The sequence below is a fragment of the Streptomyces sp. NPDC059398 genome, from assembly GCF_042751845.1.
Classification (GTDB): Bacteria; Actinomycetota; Actinomycetes; order Streptomycetales; family Streptomycetaceae; genus Streptomyces.
In genome coordinates this window covers 161,376-175,962 of the sequence record NZ_JBHYWP010000002.1, presented here as the reverse complement: position 1 = coordinate 175,962, position 14,587 = coordinate 161,376, and the positions used below count along the sequence as shown (strand labels likewise).

Sequence of the window (14,587 nt, the reverse complement as noted above, 5' to 3'; positions counted from 1 at the left end):
CTCCCACCCCCGTACCGGCTCCAGGTCTCACTCCTCGCCGGCCAGCGTCAGCCGTCGCAGCTTCTGCCCCGCGTACCAGGTGGCGAGCACGGTGACCCCCGCAAGCAGCACCACGGCCACCGGCAGTCCGACGTCCGAGCTGATCGCGCCGGGGGCGCCGATCTTCTCCGCCAGGGCCAGCGACCACTGCTGGACGCTCAGCGTGCGCGCACCCGGCACCAGATTCCCGAACAGGCCCTCCCAGACCAGGGCGTAGACAAGACCGGCGACCACCGCGTGCCGGGTGACCGTGCCCAGGAGCAGGAAGACCGAGGCGTACGCGATGGACGCGACCAGGGCGGCGACCGTGTAGGCGATCGCGATCTGCTGGCCGTTGCCGTTGAGGATCAGGCCCGCGATCAGGGTCGGGATCGCGGAGAACGCCATCGTCACGGCGATCGCCACGATCAGCTTCGTGAAGATGATCGTGGGGCGCTTCACCGGTTTGGCCAGCAGATAGACGATCGAACCGTCGTCGATCTCCGGTCCGATGGCACCCGTGCCCGCGATGACACCGATCAGCGGCACCATCGTGGCCATGGCGAACCCGCCGAGCACATCGGCGGCGACCTGGTCGTCAGCGCCGCTGAACGCACGTACCGCTGCGGCGATCACGATCAGCAGGGCGGGCAGTACGAAGAGGATCGCGGCCCGGCGACGGCCGAGCAGGGCCCGGTAGGTGAGCCGGGCGACTGTGGGGTTGTACATGGACGTCACAGCTCCTTTCAGGCCGCTACGAGATACGAGAAGACCGATTCCAGGGACTCGTCGGACGGCGAGACGGTGAGGAGACGGATGCCGTGTTCACGGGCGACGCGCGGCAGCAGCGCCGTGAACCGGCCGAAGTCGACCGCCTGGATGCGCAGCGCGCCCTCCGTGACGTCCACCTCGATGCCCGCGGTCGACGGGTCGGCGATCAGCGCGGCGGCAAGGGCGCGGTCGTCGCTGGACCGTACGAGATAGCGGTGCGGCCGGTCCGTCATCAGACGGCGGATGCGGCGGAAGTCACCGGACGCCGCATGCCGGCCGGCCACGATCACCTCGATGTGCGAGGCGAGTTGCTCGACCTCCTCCAGGATGTGCGAGGAGAAGAGCACCGTACGGCCCTCCGTGCCCATCCGCCGCAGCAACTCCATCAGCTGCATGCGCTGGCGCGGATCCATACCGTTGAAGGGTTCGTCGAGCAGCAGCACAGCGGGGTTGTGCACGAGGGCGGACGCCATCTTCACGCGCTGCCGCATGCCCTTGCTGTATGTCGCGATCTTGCGGTCCTGGGCGGGCTCCATCTCGACGGTGGCGAGGGCCTGTTGCGCGGCCCGCTCGTCCAGGCCGTGCAGTTCGGCGTTGGCGACGACGAATTCGCGGCCGGTGAGGAAGTCGTACATCCCCTCCCGCTCCGGCACGATCCCGATCTGCCGGTAGGCGCTCTCGTTCCGCCAGATCGGCGCACCGTCGAGCGTCACCGTGCCCGTGGAGGGGGCGAGGAATCCGGCCATCATGTTGATGAGGGTGGACTTGCCGGCGCCGTTGGGGCCGAGGAGTCCGGTCACCCCCGGGCCGACGGTCATGGTGATGTCGTTGACCGCCACCACGTTGCCGAACCAGCGCGAGGTGTGGTCGATGGTGATCGTGGTCACAGCCCGACCTTCCGGTAGCGGCGCATCAGGACGGCGTAGGAGCCGGCGATGAGCGCGAGAACGACGAAGACGTAGACCGCGCCGGCCCCCGCTCCAGGCCCCTCCCCGCCCGGGAAGGCGGAGGTGGCGCCGAGGAACGCGGTCTGGACGCCGTCGATCAGCGTGATCGGTGAGAAGAGCCCGAGCCAGCTGACGGCCCCGGCGGAGCCCTGGTTGAAGGCGATGGCCTGCACGGTGGAGACCGCTCCGTACGTGATGGTGAGTACGGCGATGACCGCGGCGACGCCGAATCCGCGGCGCGGAGTGAGCGCGGCGACGACCAGCGCGATACCGGAGAAGAGCACCGAGAGCAGCGCCACGGAGACCAGCCCCTGGCCGAATCCCTCGGTCTGGTCGGCGAAGTCGAGCTTGGCGAGGAGCGAGCCGATGTAGAGGATCAGCAGCGGCGCACCGGTCAGCACGAAGAGGGCCGAGGCCATCGCCGCGTACTTCGCGAGGACGTAGTCGACCCGCTCGATCGGCCGGGAGAAGTACAGCGGGATGGACTTGAAGCGCAGATCGCGGGAGACCGCCTGCGGGGCCTGCGCGGCAAGATACAGCCCGATGACGGCCTGCGTGAGGATGGCGTACCGGGTGTAGTCGAGCGGCAGGTCCTTGGCCTTCGTCGCCACGGCGACCGCCACGACGATCGCGGCGGGCACACACATCACCGCGAAGAGGATCATCGGCAGCACCTTGGACTTGGCCGACCGGCCCAGACCGTAGGCGCCGCGCAACGACTGCGCGAAGAGGGAACGGCGTGCGTAGGCGCGGCCCAGGCGCTGTCCGTCGTAGTTCCGGTATCCGATGTTGTGGATCTGACTGGTCTCGGTACTCATCGCGCCTGCACCTCCTGCTTCTGCTGGCCGGGCTGGGCCGGCGGCTGGTTCTGCTGCTCCCGCTGCTGGTTCTGCTGGTTCGGGTGGAAGACCTCGGCGATGTGGTGGCGGCGCTGTTCCATGCGTACGAGGCCGAGCCCCAGATCGGTGACGGTGTCGCGGACCAGGTCGTACGTCTCCTCGCCGACCGCCTCGACCAGCAGGATGTGGCCCGCGCCCGGGAGTCCTTCCTCGGTGCCCTCATGCAGGGTGACGCCCGCCGCGGCCAGCGAGTCGCGCAGCGCGCGTGTCCCGTCGGGGTGGGTGTCGGAGTCGGTGACCTCGACCGCCAGCGTCGCGGTGTTCTGCGTGAAGTCGCTGGTGGAGCTGGAGCGCAGCAGCGTGCCGCCGTCGATCACGACGACGTGGTCGCAAGTCCGCTCCAGCTCGCCGAGCAGGTGCGAGGTGACCAGGACCGAGATGCCGAAGTCGGTGTGCACCCGGCGGATCAGTCCGAGCATGTCGTCGCGGCCGACCGGGTCCAGGCCGTTCGTCGGCTCGTCGAGCAGCACCAGCTGCGGGTCGTGGACCAGCGCCTGGGCCAGCTTCACCCGCTGTTTCATACCGGTCGAGTAGCCGCCGATGGGGCGGTAGCGCTCTTCGTAGAGGCCGACGTGGCGCAGCGTGTCGGCCGTGCGCTCCCGTGCGGCGGTGGGCGGCAGTCCGGACATGCGCGCCATGTGGACGACGAACTCGGTGGCCGAGACGTCGGGCGGCAGACAGTCGTGCTCGGGCATGTACCCGACGCGCTCACGGATTTCGGCGCCACTGGTGGCGACATCGAGCCCGAGCACGGCGGCCCGGCCCTCCGTGGCGGGGGACAGCCCCAGCAGGATCTTGATCAACGTGGACTTGCCGGCTCCGTTGGAACCCACCAGGCCGGTCACACCGGGTCCGATGTCCAGGGAGAGCCGGTCAAGCGCGGTCACCCTCGGGAACCGCTTGCTCAGGCTTTCGGTCGCGATCACAGTCACACTCCGAAGGTAGTGGCGCGGCTCACGCCGGACGTCAGCCCAGACGGCTGGATCCCTGTCCCCCTCCAGAGGTACGGACCCGTAGGGGCCCGGTACGGGAGGGGGAGAGGCAGGAGGGCAAGGGCAAGGTCGTTACCGCGGTGGAACCGCGGTGAACGGCAGTTCCACCGCGGTGGGACTGCTGAACCAGTTGAGCACAGACCGTGGTTCACAAGTCCGTTGTCCACAGGTCGTTGTCCACAGGCAGGTGTCTGCAGACCGTTGTCCACAGGCGAGGCGGGGACCCTTGACGTAGCCGCCGGGCATTGTCACATTCATCAGTGTCAAGTTACGAGCACGTACCGCACACGGACGGGACGGACAGGTGGCATGGCCTCAGGGGTGAAAGCAGCAGCGCGGTGGGCGGACGGCCCGCTCTCGCGCCCGGGTACGCACAGCGGCGCGGAGGCCGGGCGGCTGCGCGGGTTCAGAGAGGTGCAGACCCTCGCCTACGCCTGCGCGGAGGCTGTCGCGGCCCAGCTCAGACCCGGGGTGACGGAGCGTGAGGCGGCCCGGATGCAGCGCGAGTGGCTGTACCGGCGGGGTGTCAGGGACTGGTTCCACCTGCCGTTCGCCTGGTTCGGGGACCGGACCGCGTTCGCGGGTTTCAGAGTGCCGCTGCAGTTCTTCCCCACCAACCGGCGGCTCGAAGCGGGGATGCCGTTCATTCTCGACATGGCACCGATCCTCCGCGGCTACACCGCCGATATCGGGTACTCGGGCTGCCTCGGGCTCAACCCCGTGCACGACAGGCTGCTCGCCGATCTGGAGGCACACCGCGACCTGATCCTGCGCGAGGTCCGCGAAAGACGCCCGCTGCGCACGATCTACGAGGACGTGGAGCGGCTGATGGCCGCGCAGGGGTATGCGAACCGGCACCGCGCCTATCCGTTCGGCGTGATCGCGCACAAGGTGGACGAGGTCAAGGAGCGCCGCTGGTCGCCCCATGTGTTCGGCTTCGGCACCCAGTCCCTCAAGGGCCTGGCGAGTGACGCGCTGCACGGCCACCGGGACGGCTGGTCGCCGCTGTGGAGCCCGTACAAGTTCTCCGACCACCCACCCCGGCCGGGGCTCTGGGCGGTCGAGCCGCACCTCGGATTCCGGGGCACGGGCGCGAAGTTCGAGGAGATCCTGGTCGTCACCGACTCGGCGGACCCCGAGCAGAGCGCCTTCTGGCTGGACGACGACCTGCCGCATGTGCGGCGCTGGGCAGAGGAGAGGGCCGCATGAGTACGGGAACGGGCAGCGGGACGGGGCCGGGAGCCGACAGGGGTTCGGGAGCCGACAGTGGATCGGGGACGGGGAGTGGATCGGGGACGGGCGGGGGAACGGGAGCGGGCATCGAGGGAGCGCGCGAGAGCTGGGTGCGTACGGGCGGCGTCGAGCTGTGCGTCGCGGAACTGGGCGACCCGGACCGCCCCACCGTCGTCCTGGTGCACGGCTACCCGGACAGCAAGGAGGTCTGGACCGAGGTCGCGGTCCAACTGGCCGAGCGCTTCCATGTGGTGCTGTACGACGTCCGGGGCCACGGCAGGTCGTCGGCGCCGGTGCCCCTCCGCGGTGGCTTCACCCTGGAGAAGCTGACCGATGACTTCCTGGCCGTGGCGGACGCGGTCAGCCCCGGCCGGCCGGTGCATCTCGTCGGTCATGACTGGGGGTCGGTGCAGTCCTGGGAGTTCGTGACCGTGCCGCGCACCGAGGGCCGGATCGCGTCGTTCACCTCGATGTCCGGCCCTTCTCTCGACCACTTCGGCCAGTGGATCAAGAAGCGGATGTCCCGGCCGACACCGCGTGCGGCGGCGCAGCTGCTCGGTCAGGGGGCCAAGTCCTGGTACGTCTATCTGCTGCACACGCCGGCCCTGCCGGAGCTGGCCTGGCGCGGGCCGCTCGGCAAGCGGTGGCCCAGAATCCTGGAGCGCTTCGAGAGGGTGCCGTCCGGTGACTATCCGACGTCTTCGCTGCCATCGGACGCGGCGCACGGCGCCTGGCTCTACCGGGACAACGTCCGGTCCCGGCTGCGCAGGCCTCGCTCCGACGCGTACGCCCATGCACCCGTGCAACTGATCACGCCCACCGGTGACGCCTTCCTCTCGGAGCACCTCTACGACGAACTGGATTACTGGGCACCGCAGCTGACGCGCCGAAAACTCCCGGCCAAGCACTGGGTACCGCGCACCAGGCCGGACCAGCTGGCCTCCTGGATCGGGGACTTCGTCACCGCCCACGAGGCACCGGGGCCCGCCCTGCAGACCGCGGCGACCGGCCGGTACGCCGACCGTTTCAGCGGACGGCTCGTCCTCGTGACGGGTGCGGCGAGCGGCATCGGCCGGGCGACCGCCTTCGCCTTCGCGGAGTCGGGTGCGCGCGTCGTGGCGGTCGACCGGGACGCGGAAGGAGCGGTCCGCACCGCGGAGATGGCGCGGCTGATCGGGTCCCCCGACGCCTGGGGGGAGGCGGTGGACGTCGGTGACGAGCAGGCGATGGAGAAGCTCGCCGAAAAAGTCGCGGCCGAGTACGGGACGGTCGACGTCCTGGTCAACAACGCGGGCATCGGCCTCTCGGGCTCCTTCCTGGACACCACGAGCGAGGACTGGAAGCAGGTTCTCGATGTCAACCTGTGGGGTGTCATCCACGGCTGCCGGCTCTTCGGGAGGCAGATGGCGGAGCGCGGCCAGGGCGGCCACATCGTCAACACCGCCTCGGCAGCGGCCTACCAGCCGTCGAAGGCTCTCCCGGCGTACTCCACCTCCAAGGCGGCTGTGCTCATGCTGAGCGAGTGTCTCCGCGCCGAGCTGGCCGGAGAGGACATCGGGGTCAGCGCGATATGCCCGGGTCTTGTGAACACCAACATCACGTCCACCGCACGGTTCGCCGGTGTGTCGGCCGACGAGGAGAAGCGCCGGCAGCGGAAGTCGGCCCGGCTGTACGGGATGCGGAACTACCCACCGGAGAAGGTCGCGGACGCGATTCTCGCCGCTGTGGTGAACAACCGGGCGGTGGTGCCGGTTACCCCCGAGGCGCGCGGAGCCCGCTTTCTGTCCCGTTTCGCGCCGAGGGCCCTGCGCGCCGTCGCCAGGATGGAGCCACCGCTGTGAGCAACGGACAGGACACCGGGGGCAGGACACCGCACCCGGACGGGCCTGTGCCTTCGGGCAGTGCACCACAGGCACAGGAGGCACAGAAGTCACAGGAGGCACAGAAGGCAGCGGCCCCGGGGCCGGATCCGGATCCGTATGTGGAGCCAGAGCCGGAGCCGGAGCCCCATGTCATCGCGCCGCGCCGGGTCTCCTTCGACTGGGAGAACACGCCGCTGCACTGGATCCCGGGCGAGCCCACCGCCACCCATGTGATCAATGTGCTGCATCTGCTGCTCCCGGCGGGCGAGCGGTGGTTCGTGAAGGTCTTCAAGGAGGCGCTGCCGCTCGTCGGCGACCCGGGACTGCTCAAGGACGTCAAGGGGTTCATGGGCCAGGAGGCCACACACAGCGTGCAGCACTCCCATGTGCTGGACCATCTGGCCGCCCAGCAACTCGACACCGCGGCGTACACCCGGCATGTCGACTTCCTCTTCGAGCAACTGCTGGGCGAGCGACCGCCCTTCGGCATACCGGTTCCGGCGCGGGAGTGGCTGCGCTTCCGGCTGTCGCTGATCGCCGCGATCGAGCAGTTCACCGCGGTCCTCGGGGACTGGGTCCTGCGCGCCGACAGCCTCGACTCCGCCGGGTCCGACGCGGTCATGCTGGACCTGCTGCGCTGGCACGGCGCCGAGGAGGTCGAGCACCGGGCCGTGGCCTTCGACATGTACCAGCACTGCGGCGGTGATGGGCTGCTGCGGTACGCCCGGCGGATCGAGGGCATGGCCGTGGTCACCCCGGTGCTGCTGTGGCTGTGGGTGTGGGGCGCCTCGTACCTCATGCGCCACGACCCCACCCTCGTACGCCCCACTCGCGTCACCTCCACCCGTGGCGAACCCAGCCCCGTACGCCGCGGACGCGGGCCCGGGGGACGGCCGGGATATTCGCTGCGGAAGCACAACCGGGCGGTCGCCAGAGGTCTGCTCCCCACCTGGGGTGAGCTGGGTTCGGCGATACCCCGCTACTTCAGGCGGTCGTACCATCCCTCCCAGGAGGGCTCCCTGCGCAGAGCGGTCGAGTACCTGGCGACCTCGCCCGCCGCCCGTACGGCGGCCGGTGCGATCGGCCGCGCGGCCCTGCCGTAGCCCCACCAGGGGAGAGAGCAGAGGGAAGGAAGGAGCGTGTCCGGGGTGAGAGCGACGGGGGCCGGACCCGAGTACCGGATCGAGGATCTGGCGCACCGCAGTGGCGCGACGGTCCGTACGATCCGTGCGTACCAGGACCGCGGCCTGCTGCCCAGACCGCAGCGGCGCGGCCGGTCCAATGTGTACGGGGAGAGCCATCTGGCCAGGCTGCACCAGATCGCCGAGCTGCTCGACCGCGGCTACACGCTGGCCTCCATCAAGGAACTCCTTGAGGCATGGGACGCCGGGCGGGGTCTCGGCGGCGTGCTGGGGCTCGTCGCCGAGGTCAGCGGCCCGTGGACCGACGAGGAGGCGGACCGGATCTCCCGTGCGGAACTGGACGCGCGGTTCGGCGGGGTCCCCGACGACGAAGCGGTCGCGGACGCGGTGGCACTGGGCGTACTGGAACGGGTGGCGGACAGCGACGACGAGTTCCTGGTACCGAGCCCGCAGGAACTGGCGGTGGCAGCGGAACTGCACGCGGCCGGTGTTCCGCTCAAGGCCATCTCGGTCCATCTGCGGGAGCTGCGCGGTCAGGTCGAGCACATCGCGTCGCGCTTCCTGGAGTTCACGACGGAGCATGTCTTCGCGCGCTACCTCGGGCCCGCCCAGCCCACCGACGCACATGTGGCGGAGGCCGCAGCGCTGGTACGGCGGCTGCGTCCACTGGCCCAGCAGAGTGTCGATGCCGAACTGGCCCGCGCCATGCGGCTGTTCGCCACCCGCCATCTCCAGCAGCACCTCGCCCCCGAGAGCCCGCCCGTACCAGCGGACACCCCCTCGCCGGTCACCGTTCCGGCGGCCACGCTCGCAGCGGTGGAGAGTCTGGTGGGCCGGGAGAACGCCGCTGCTTTCATCACCGGGGCCACTGAACGGGAGCTTCAGGCACGGGCGTTGGACGCACTGACTCTTCCACAGCATGAATCCCGGCAAAACGACCAAAGCGCGTAAATTGCCCACCTCTTGTCCACAGAACCGTCAAATACCCTGTGGATAAGTCACCTTGCCTGTGGATCATGCATAACTCAGGGGGCGCAAAAGATAATTCGGAAGCGCACCCGGCGCACGCCCCCTCCCCCTACACACCCCGGCTTCAGCTCTGGTCCCGCCGAAGCTGTGTCAGTGCCTCGGTCGCGATCTGCTCGAAAACCTTCTCGTCGGCGTCGAAGACGGAGTCCGGAATCGGCGCGTGGATGACGATCTCGTCGATACCCAGCGCGAAGTAGGACCCCGCGAAGTCGACGAAGGCGTCCAGGGACCCCATGGGGCGGCCCGCATCGGGCGTGAACCCGGTGAGCAGGGTCTTCCTCACCGTGGCGACGTCCCTGCCGATCTCTTCGCAGGCCACACCGAGCCTGTCGATCTGGCCGCGTACGGCTTCGACCGACTGTTCCGGCGTACCCGTCTCGAAGATCTTCGGATCTCCTGTCGTCACCCAGTCCCGGCCGTACCGCGCGGCGATCTTCATCCCCCGCGGCCCGATGGCCGCGACCGCGAAAGGGAGCCTCGGCCGCTGCACACAGCCCGGAATGTTGTGGGCCTCGTCCGCCGCGTAGTAGGTGCCCCGGTGAGTGACCGATTCCTCCGTCAGCAGCCGGTCGAGGAGCGGGACGAACTCCGCGAACCGGTCGGCCCGTTCACGCGGCGACCACGGTTCTTGGCCGAGCGCGGTGGCATCGAAGCCGGTACCTCCGGCGCCGATCCCCAGGGTGATCCGGCCGTCCGAGATGTCGTCCAGCGACAGCAGGTCCTTCGCGAGCGTCACGGGATGCCGGAAGTTCGGCGAGCCCAAGGCTTGCTCATACCATCGGTGCCATGCCCCGCCCCAAGCACCGAGAGCCGACCGTCACCCCAGGTGAACCGGCCGCCCTGTACTGCCGAATATCCCAGGCCGACGATGACGACCAGACCGGCGTCGACCGGCAGGAACGTATCTGCCGGGAGATCGCCGAACGCCGCGGCCTGGCCATCGACCCCGCCCACGTCTTCGTCGACAACAGCCGCTCCGCCTGGCGCCGCGACCGCAAGCGACCCGGCTGGGACCAGCTCCTCGAACGTGCTCGACGCCGCGAGTTCCGGCACGTCATCGCGTACCACCCCGACCGGCTCATGCGGCAGCCACGTGACCTCGAAGAACTCCTGCAGGTCTCCGACGAGCAGGAGATCGTGCTGCACGGCGAGGCGAACCGCCGGAACCTCTCCGACCCCGACGACCGCTTCATCCTCCGCATCGAGGTCGCCCACGCCTGCCGCTCCTCCGACGACACCTCCCGACGCCTGAAATCCGCGCTCGCGGAGCGGGCCGAGACCGGCATGCCGCACTCGGGCAAGCGGCGGTTCGGGTACGAGCCCGACGGCATGACCGTCAGGGAGGACGAGGCCGAGATCGTCCGCGAGGTCTTCGACCGCTACCTCAAGGGCCAGAGCCCGGTCGCCATCGCCCTGGTCCTCCATAAGCGCGGCATCAAGACCGTGTACGGCAAGGAGTGGACCCAGGGCACCGTCCGGGCGCTGCTCGACTCCCGCCACGTCGCCGGCATCCGCATGCACCAGGGAGAAGAGGTCGGTACCGGGAAGTGGCCCGCCATCATCGACGCCGGCACCTGGGCCGAGGTCCGCGCTCGCCGCGAGTACCGGTCCGCGATCCACCAGACCAACCTGGAACTACGCCGCTTCTACCTGCTGCGCGGCCTGGTCATGTGCAAGCGCTGCGGCACCCTCATGTCCGGCACCAAGGTCGGGGCGGTGCCCTCGTACCTGTGCACGCGCAAGAGCCGTAACGACGAGAAGAAGTGCGTCCGCCGCATCGCCGCCGTGAAGCTGGAGGAGTTCGTCACCGAGGCCGCGATCGACCTGCTCGGCCGCCTCACCGTCTCCGGCCGGCTCGCCTCCGCCACACCCACGAACGCCCTGACCGAGGCGGTGGATGCGGACCAGCGGCAGCTCGCCGAACTAAACCAGATGTGGACCGCCAAGGAGATCTCCACGGCGGAGTACCGGGTGATGCGCAAGGGCATCACCGACCGGATCGCCAAGGCCCAGAAGCGGATGGTCGTACGTCCGGTGAAGCTGCTCGACGGACTTACGGGTCCGAGGGCCAGGGCGACCTGGGAGGCCGACGAGATGACGGACGAGCGGCGCAACGCGGTGCTCCGCTTCCTCTTCTCCGGCGTGGTCATCGACGCGTCTCGCAAGCCGAGCGGAGTCTTCGACTGGGACCGCATCGACATCGAACAGAACCAGCTCTGAGGGCCGGGCCAGCTCGGGCGGGGGCGCATTATCCACGAGATCGCCGGTTCACCCAACCGGCGATTCTCCGGAAACTGAGGGCGTCGCGTTCGGACGACCTGCCAGTCGGTCATGAGCGCGGCACGCGCGGCCCCAGGTGTTGGAGCACCTGGACGCAGCGCGATGCAAGCGACCGCCCGACGACCTCATGCGGTGCGGGGACTGCCATCCCCGCACCGGCCGCAAGGAGCTGCCCGTGCGCCCGCCGCCCCAGGCGACCCCAGCACCGACAACCGCCACCACGACCCGAACCGCACGACACGAGGAAGCCCGAGCCCAGGCCCTGCGGCGTGTCTGCGCCGGCTTCACCACGACGATCAGCCCTCACAGCGCGGCACGGCTGGCCGACCTGATGACTGCGTCGCGATACGAGAAGGCTGCCTGAGCCGCCACGCAGAAAAGCGGCCCCGGTGTTGGAGCACCAAGGCCGCTGCTACTCCCAAGACGACCGCCCAAAACGATCTACACGGTGCCGGGACCTGCCAGTCCGTATCGGCCCGAGACAAGGAAGCTCAGTGCCCCAGGGTACGACCCCGCAGTGGCAAGCACCATCCGCTCACTCCCGCACCGGCCCGCAGGACGCGATCGGCGTCACGGCCCCCCAGCCCCACGACGCCGACGCCGACGCTGCCGTACTCGGGGCCTGCATGTTCCACAGCGCGGCCATCGACGAGGTCCGGCAGGCGCTGGAACCGGGCGACTTCTTCCGGCCCGCGCACACCACGATCTGGCACGCCTTGCTGGAGCTGCGCAGGCGGGAAGCGCCGACCGACGCGATCGCCCTGTCCCACCAGCTGAAGACCACCGGCGACCTCACGCGCGTGGGCGGCTCCCCATACCTGCATTCCCTTGCAGCCTCGGCGACCGTGGGTTCAGGTGCCACGTACTACGCGGACATCATCCGCGGCCACGCCGACCTGCGCGCCCTGCATTCCACGGCGCTGCGCGTGCTCCAAGGCGCCACCGCGCCGGGAGCCGACCCGGCGGAGGTACGAAGCCTGCTGGCGGCATCGCTGAGCGAGGCCGCCGACCGAGCCCGCCACAGCTCGGGCGGGCGACTCCAGCGGTACGCCGTGGACGGCTGGTCCTTCGTCACCGACACCCCCGCCACCACCGAACCCGTGTGGGGGACGCCGGGGAAGGCGGCCTGGGCATCGGGTGAAAGCCTGATGCTCGTCGGACCTCCCGGCGTCGGGAAGTCGACGATCGCCCAGCAGATCGTCCTCGCCCGCCTCGGCCTGCTCGCCCAGGTCCTGGACATGCCCGTACGCGAGGGTGAGAAGGTCCTCTACATCGCAGCGGACCGACCCAGCCAACTCGCCCGCGCCTTCACCCGTGTCGTGCACCAAGCCGATCGGGACATCCTGGGTCGGCGCCTGGTCTTCTGGTCGGGACCGCTGCCCGCCTCGCTCAACACCGAGCCTCAGCTCCTCGCCGAGCTGGCCGCCGAGCACGGGGCGGACACCGTGGTGATCGACAGCCTCAAGGACGTGGTCGGCAAGCTCACCGACGACGAGGCCGGCCTCGCGTACAACAACGCCCGCCAGCAGCTCCTGCGCGACGGCGTCGAGCTTCTCGAACTGCACCACCAGCGCAAGCAGGGCCCCGACGCCTCGCGCACCCAGCGCCCTGTCCTCGACCAGGTCTACGGTTCAGCCTGGTTCACCGCGGGCGCGGGAAGCGTTCTGTTCCTCAGCGGCGCGGCCGGGGACCCGGTGGTCCACCTCCATCACCTCAAGACCATCAACGACGAGATCGGCCCGCTACCGGTCATCCACGACCATCCCCGTGGTACGTCGCCCGTCGACACGAGCCTCGACCCGCTGACTCTCCTGCGGCAGGCGGGCTCCAACGGCCTCACCGCCCGCCAGCTCGCCACGCAGATCACCGGCGAGGACAAGCCCGTCGCGGCGGACATCGCCAGGGCGCGACGTCGCCTGGAGAACCTCACCAAGAGCGGGCTCGCCGCCCAGGAGACCGGTGCCGGCGGCGGCACCGGGGGCGGCCAAGCAACCCGCTGGAAGGCCGTCACCCGCCACATGACCGCCGTTTCCTGACCGGCGGACCCGTACGCGGTGCCGTACGCGCCCCGACCCGCCGAGGGCGTGTACGCACCGCCTCCGCCGCGTACGAGTCTCGGGAAACCGCAGATCAGACGCTTACGCGCCATCGAACGGCGCATTCACACCCTGGGCGCGTACGCGCTGCCCCCTCCTTGGAGAGGGGGCAGCGTAGACGCCCCCGCCCTCACAGCCCGTGGAGAAACACCCTTGCTCGTCACCGCATCCCCGGCCGACACCACCCCAGCGCTTGTCGCCACTGCGACGGGAGCGCGGGCATGACCAAGCAGAGCACCGAGCGATACGCGCTCGCGGCGGCCGGAGGCGTCATCGTCGCCCTTACCATCGGCGCCTTCTGGCTCTCGTACGCGCACCTTGCCGAGGTCGCAGGGCAGCATGGGCTCGGCGGCTTCCCCGCGCGACGATGGACGTGGCCTGCCACCCTGGACGCCTTCATCATCGCGGGCGAGCTGCTCATGCTCCGTGCGGGTCTGCGCCAGGTGACCGACCGATGGGCCATCGCCATCACCACCATCGGGTCGGTCGGTTCCATCGCGCTCAACGTGGCGGGCGTGAGCGGAGCCGACGCTTCCCGCACTGCGCACTGGCTCGACTACGTCGTCGCCGCGGTTCCGCCAAGCGCCGCCCTCCTCGCCTTCGGCGTCCTGATGCGGCAGCTCCACCAGCTCGTCGCCGAGCCCGCCGACCGTCCGGCTCCTGTTTCCGATCAGGTCCCTGATCCGGTGGCCGGTAGTTCCGTTCAGCGACCGGAACCCCAACGAACGGTTCCGCAGAGCATGGCACGCGGTGGTCGACCACCCGGCGCCACTCTCGACGAACTGGTTGAGATAGGCCGCATCGCCGTCGCCGAGAAGAAGAGCCTCACACGGGCGATCGTCCAGCAGGCCATACGGGACAAGGGCCTTTCGGTCAGCGGCAAACGACTGACCGAAGTGATGAACACCCTTCGGCCCGAGTTCGACACCGAGGCCGGATCCATCCCGACCAGCAGCTGACGATCCTCGTGGCCGACCGGAACCCCAAGCCCGTCCCAAAGGCCCGCAGCCCACGCCCCGGCTAGCTCCTCACCCCCCTCACGGAGAAACCGATCGTGATGCACGACCGCCACACCAACGGCACCCCCGGCGCGCGTCCGTCGCCGGCGAAGTCGTCCAGGATCTTGGACCGTTTGCGGCAGGCGTTCGGACGGGCTGCCCCGGGCGGAGCCAGTAGTACCCCGAGTCCGACTCAAGGCCGGTCTTCGGGGATCTCCGCCCCGGGGGTGGCGGAGAGCGGGGCCCGGGCCGGCCCCCCCGGGCGGGGCGGGGCGGGGGCCGGCGCGGCGCCCCCCCCCCCCCCCGCCCCGCCCGCCCCC

11 protein-coding genes and 1 pseudogene are annotated in these 14,587 nt (G+C 69.8%); 7 read left to right on the top strand and 5 right to left on the bottom strand.

The genetic code is table 11. The annotated features are described in order from the left end of the window. Window positions 1-27: 27 nt before the first annotated feature. From ACFXBC_RS01930 to ACFXBC_RS01915, 4 genes are read right to left on the bottom strand one after another with little or no spacing between them, the layout of a single operon-like run. Entirely contained in the window at window positions 28-747 is a 720-nt protein-coding gene (locus ACFXBC_RS01930; RefSeq protein WP_385017426.1) for an ABC transporter permease, read from the bottom strand. A 17-nt stretch (window positions 748-764) separates the two neighbouring features. Next, a complete protein-coding gene (locus ACFXBC_RS01925) occupies window positions 765-1,676 on the bottom strand; it encodes an ABC transporter ATP-binding protein (RefSeq protein WP_385017423.1) in 912 nt (303 codons plus the stop codon). After that, window positions 1,673-2,554 (bottom strand): ABC transporter permease, encoded by an 882-nt coding sequence (locus ACFXBC_RS01920; protein ID WP_385017421.1) that lies wholly within the window; start codon window positions 2,552-2,554, stop codon window positions 1,673-1,675. The genes ACFXBC_RS01925 and ACFXBC_RS01920 overlap by 4 nt, the downstream gene beginning before the upstream one ends. Next, entirely contained in the window at window positions 2,551-3,561 is a 1,011-nt protein-coding gene (locus tag ACFXBC_RS01915) for an ABC transporter ATP-binding protein (protein WP_385017460.1), read from the bottom strand. The genes ACFXBC_RS01920 and ACFXBC_RS01915 overlap by 4 nt, the downstream gene beginning before the upstream one ends. A 375-nt stretch (window positions 3,562-3,936) precedes the next feature. On the opposite strand from ACFXBC_RS01915, the gene ACFXBC_RS01910 reads away from it, so the two are divergent. The 4 genes from ACFXBC_RS01910 to ACFXBC_RS01895 all read left to right on the top strand — a co-directional run bounded on the left by ACFXBC_RS01910 (window position 3,937) and on the right by ACFXBC_RS01895 (window position 8,815). Then, a complete protein-coding gene (locus ACFXBC_RS01910; RefSeq protein ID WP_385017418.1) occupies window positions 3,937-4,836 on the top strand; it encodes a M24 family metallopeptidase in 900 nt (299 codons plus the stop codon). Then, window positions 4,833-6,701, top strand: coding sequence for an SDR family oxidoreductase (locus ACFXBC_RS01905; protein ID WP_385017415.1), 1,869 nt, complete (start codon window positions 4,833-4,835; stop codon window positions 6,699-6,701). The genes ACFXBC_RS01910 and ACFXBC_RS01905 overlap by 4 nt, the downstream gene beginning before the upstream one ends. Before the next feature lie 140 nt (window positions 6,702-6,841). Further along, on the top strand, window positions 6,842-7,825 hold the full coding sequence (locus ACFXBC_RS01900; RefSeq protein WP_385017457.1) for a metal-dependent hydrolase: 984 nt from the start codon (window positions 6,842-6,844) through the stop codon (window positions 7,823-7,825). Between the two features lie 36 nt (window positions 7,826-7,861). Next, window positions 7,862-8,815, top strand: a complete 954-nt coding sequence (locus tag ACFXBC_RS01895; RefSeq protein WP_385017412.1) for a MerR family transcriptional regulator — start codon at window positions 7,862-7,864, stop codon at window positions 8,813-8,815. Window positions 8,816-8,957: 142 nt separating this feature from the next. On the opposite strand, the pseudogene ACFXBC_RS01890 reads toward ACFXBC_RS01895, so the two are convergent. After that, window positions 8,958-9,650: pseudogene (locus ACFXBC_RS01890) on the bottom strand (LLM class flavin-dependent oxidoreductase); the annotation flags it as partial. A gap of 29 nt (window positions 9,651-9,679) precedes the next feature. On the opposite strand from ACFXBC_RS01890, the gene ACFXBC_RS01885 reads away from it, so the two are divergent. From ACFXBC_RS01885 to ACFXBC_RS01875, 3 genes are all read left to right on the top strand, one after another. Continuing rightward, entirely contained in the window at window positions 9,680-11,113 is a 1,434-nt protein-coding gene (locus tag ACFXBC_RS01885; protein WP_385017409.1) for a recombinase family protein, read from the top strand. A 554-nt stretch (window positions 11,114-11,667) separates the two neighbouring features. Beyond that, window positions 11,668-13,209 carry a DnaB-like helicase N-terminal domain-containing protein gene (locus ACFXBC_RS01880; RefSeq protein ID WP_385017406.1) on the top strand — a complete coding sequence of 514 codons (1,542 nt, stop codon included), beginning with the start codon at window positions 11,668-11,670 and terminating at the stop codon, window positions 13,207-13,209. Window positions 13,210-13,490: 281 nt separating this feature from the next. Further along, a complete protein-coding gene (locus ACFXBC_RS01875) occupies window positions 13,491-14,228 on the top strand; it encodes a DUF2637 domain-containing protein (RefSeq protein ID WP_385017403.1) in 738 nt (245 codons plus the stop codon). Window positions 14,229-14,587 lie beyond the last annotated feature (359 nt).

What these genes read in the sequence shown, in the direction of transcription:
- ACFXBC_RS01885 (WP_385017409.1), top strand. Translation starts at nt 9,680, where the DNA reads ATGCCCCGCCCCAAGCACCGAGAGCCGACCGTCACCCCAGGTGAACCG.
- ACFXBC_RS01910 (WP_385017418.1), top strand. Translation starts at nt 3,937, where the DNA reads ATGGCCTCAGGGGTGAAAGCAGCAGCGCGGTGGGCGGACGGCCCGCTC.
- ACFXBC_RS01875 (WP_385017403.1), top strand. Translation starts at nt 13,491, where the DNA reads ATGACCAAGCAGAGCACCGAGCGATACGCGCTCGCGGCGGCCGGAGGC.
- ACFXBC_RS01905 (WP_385017415.1), top strand. Translation starts at nt 4,833, where the DNA reads ATGAGTACGGGAACGGGCAGCGGGACGGGGCCGGGAGCCGACAGGGGT.
- ACFXBC_RS01930 (WP_385017426.1), bottom strand. Translation starts at nt 747, where the DNA reads ATGTACAACCCCACAGTCGCCCGGCTCACCTACCGGGCCCTGCTCGGC.
- ACFXBC_RS01920 (WP_385017421.1), bottom strand. Translation starts at nt 2,554, where the DNA reads ATGAGTACCGAGACCAGTCAGATCCACAACATCGGATACCGGAACTAC.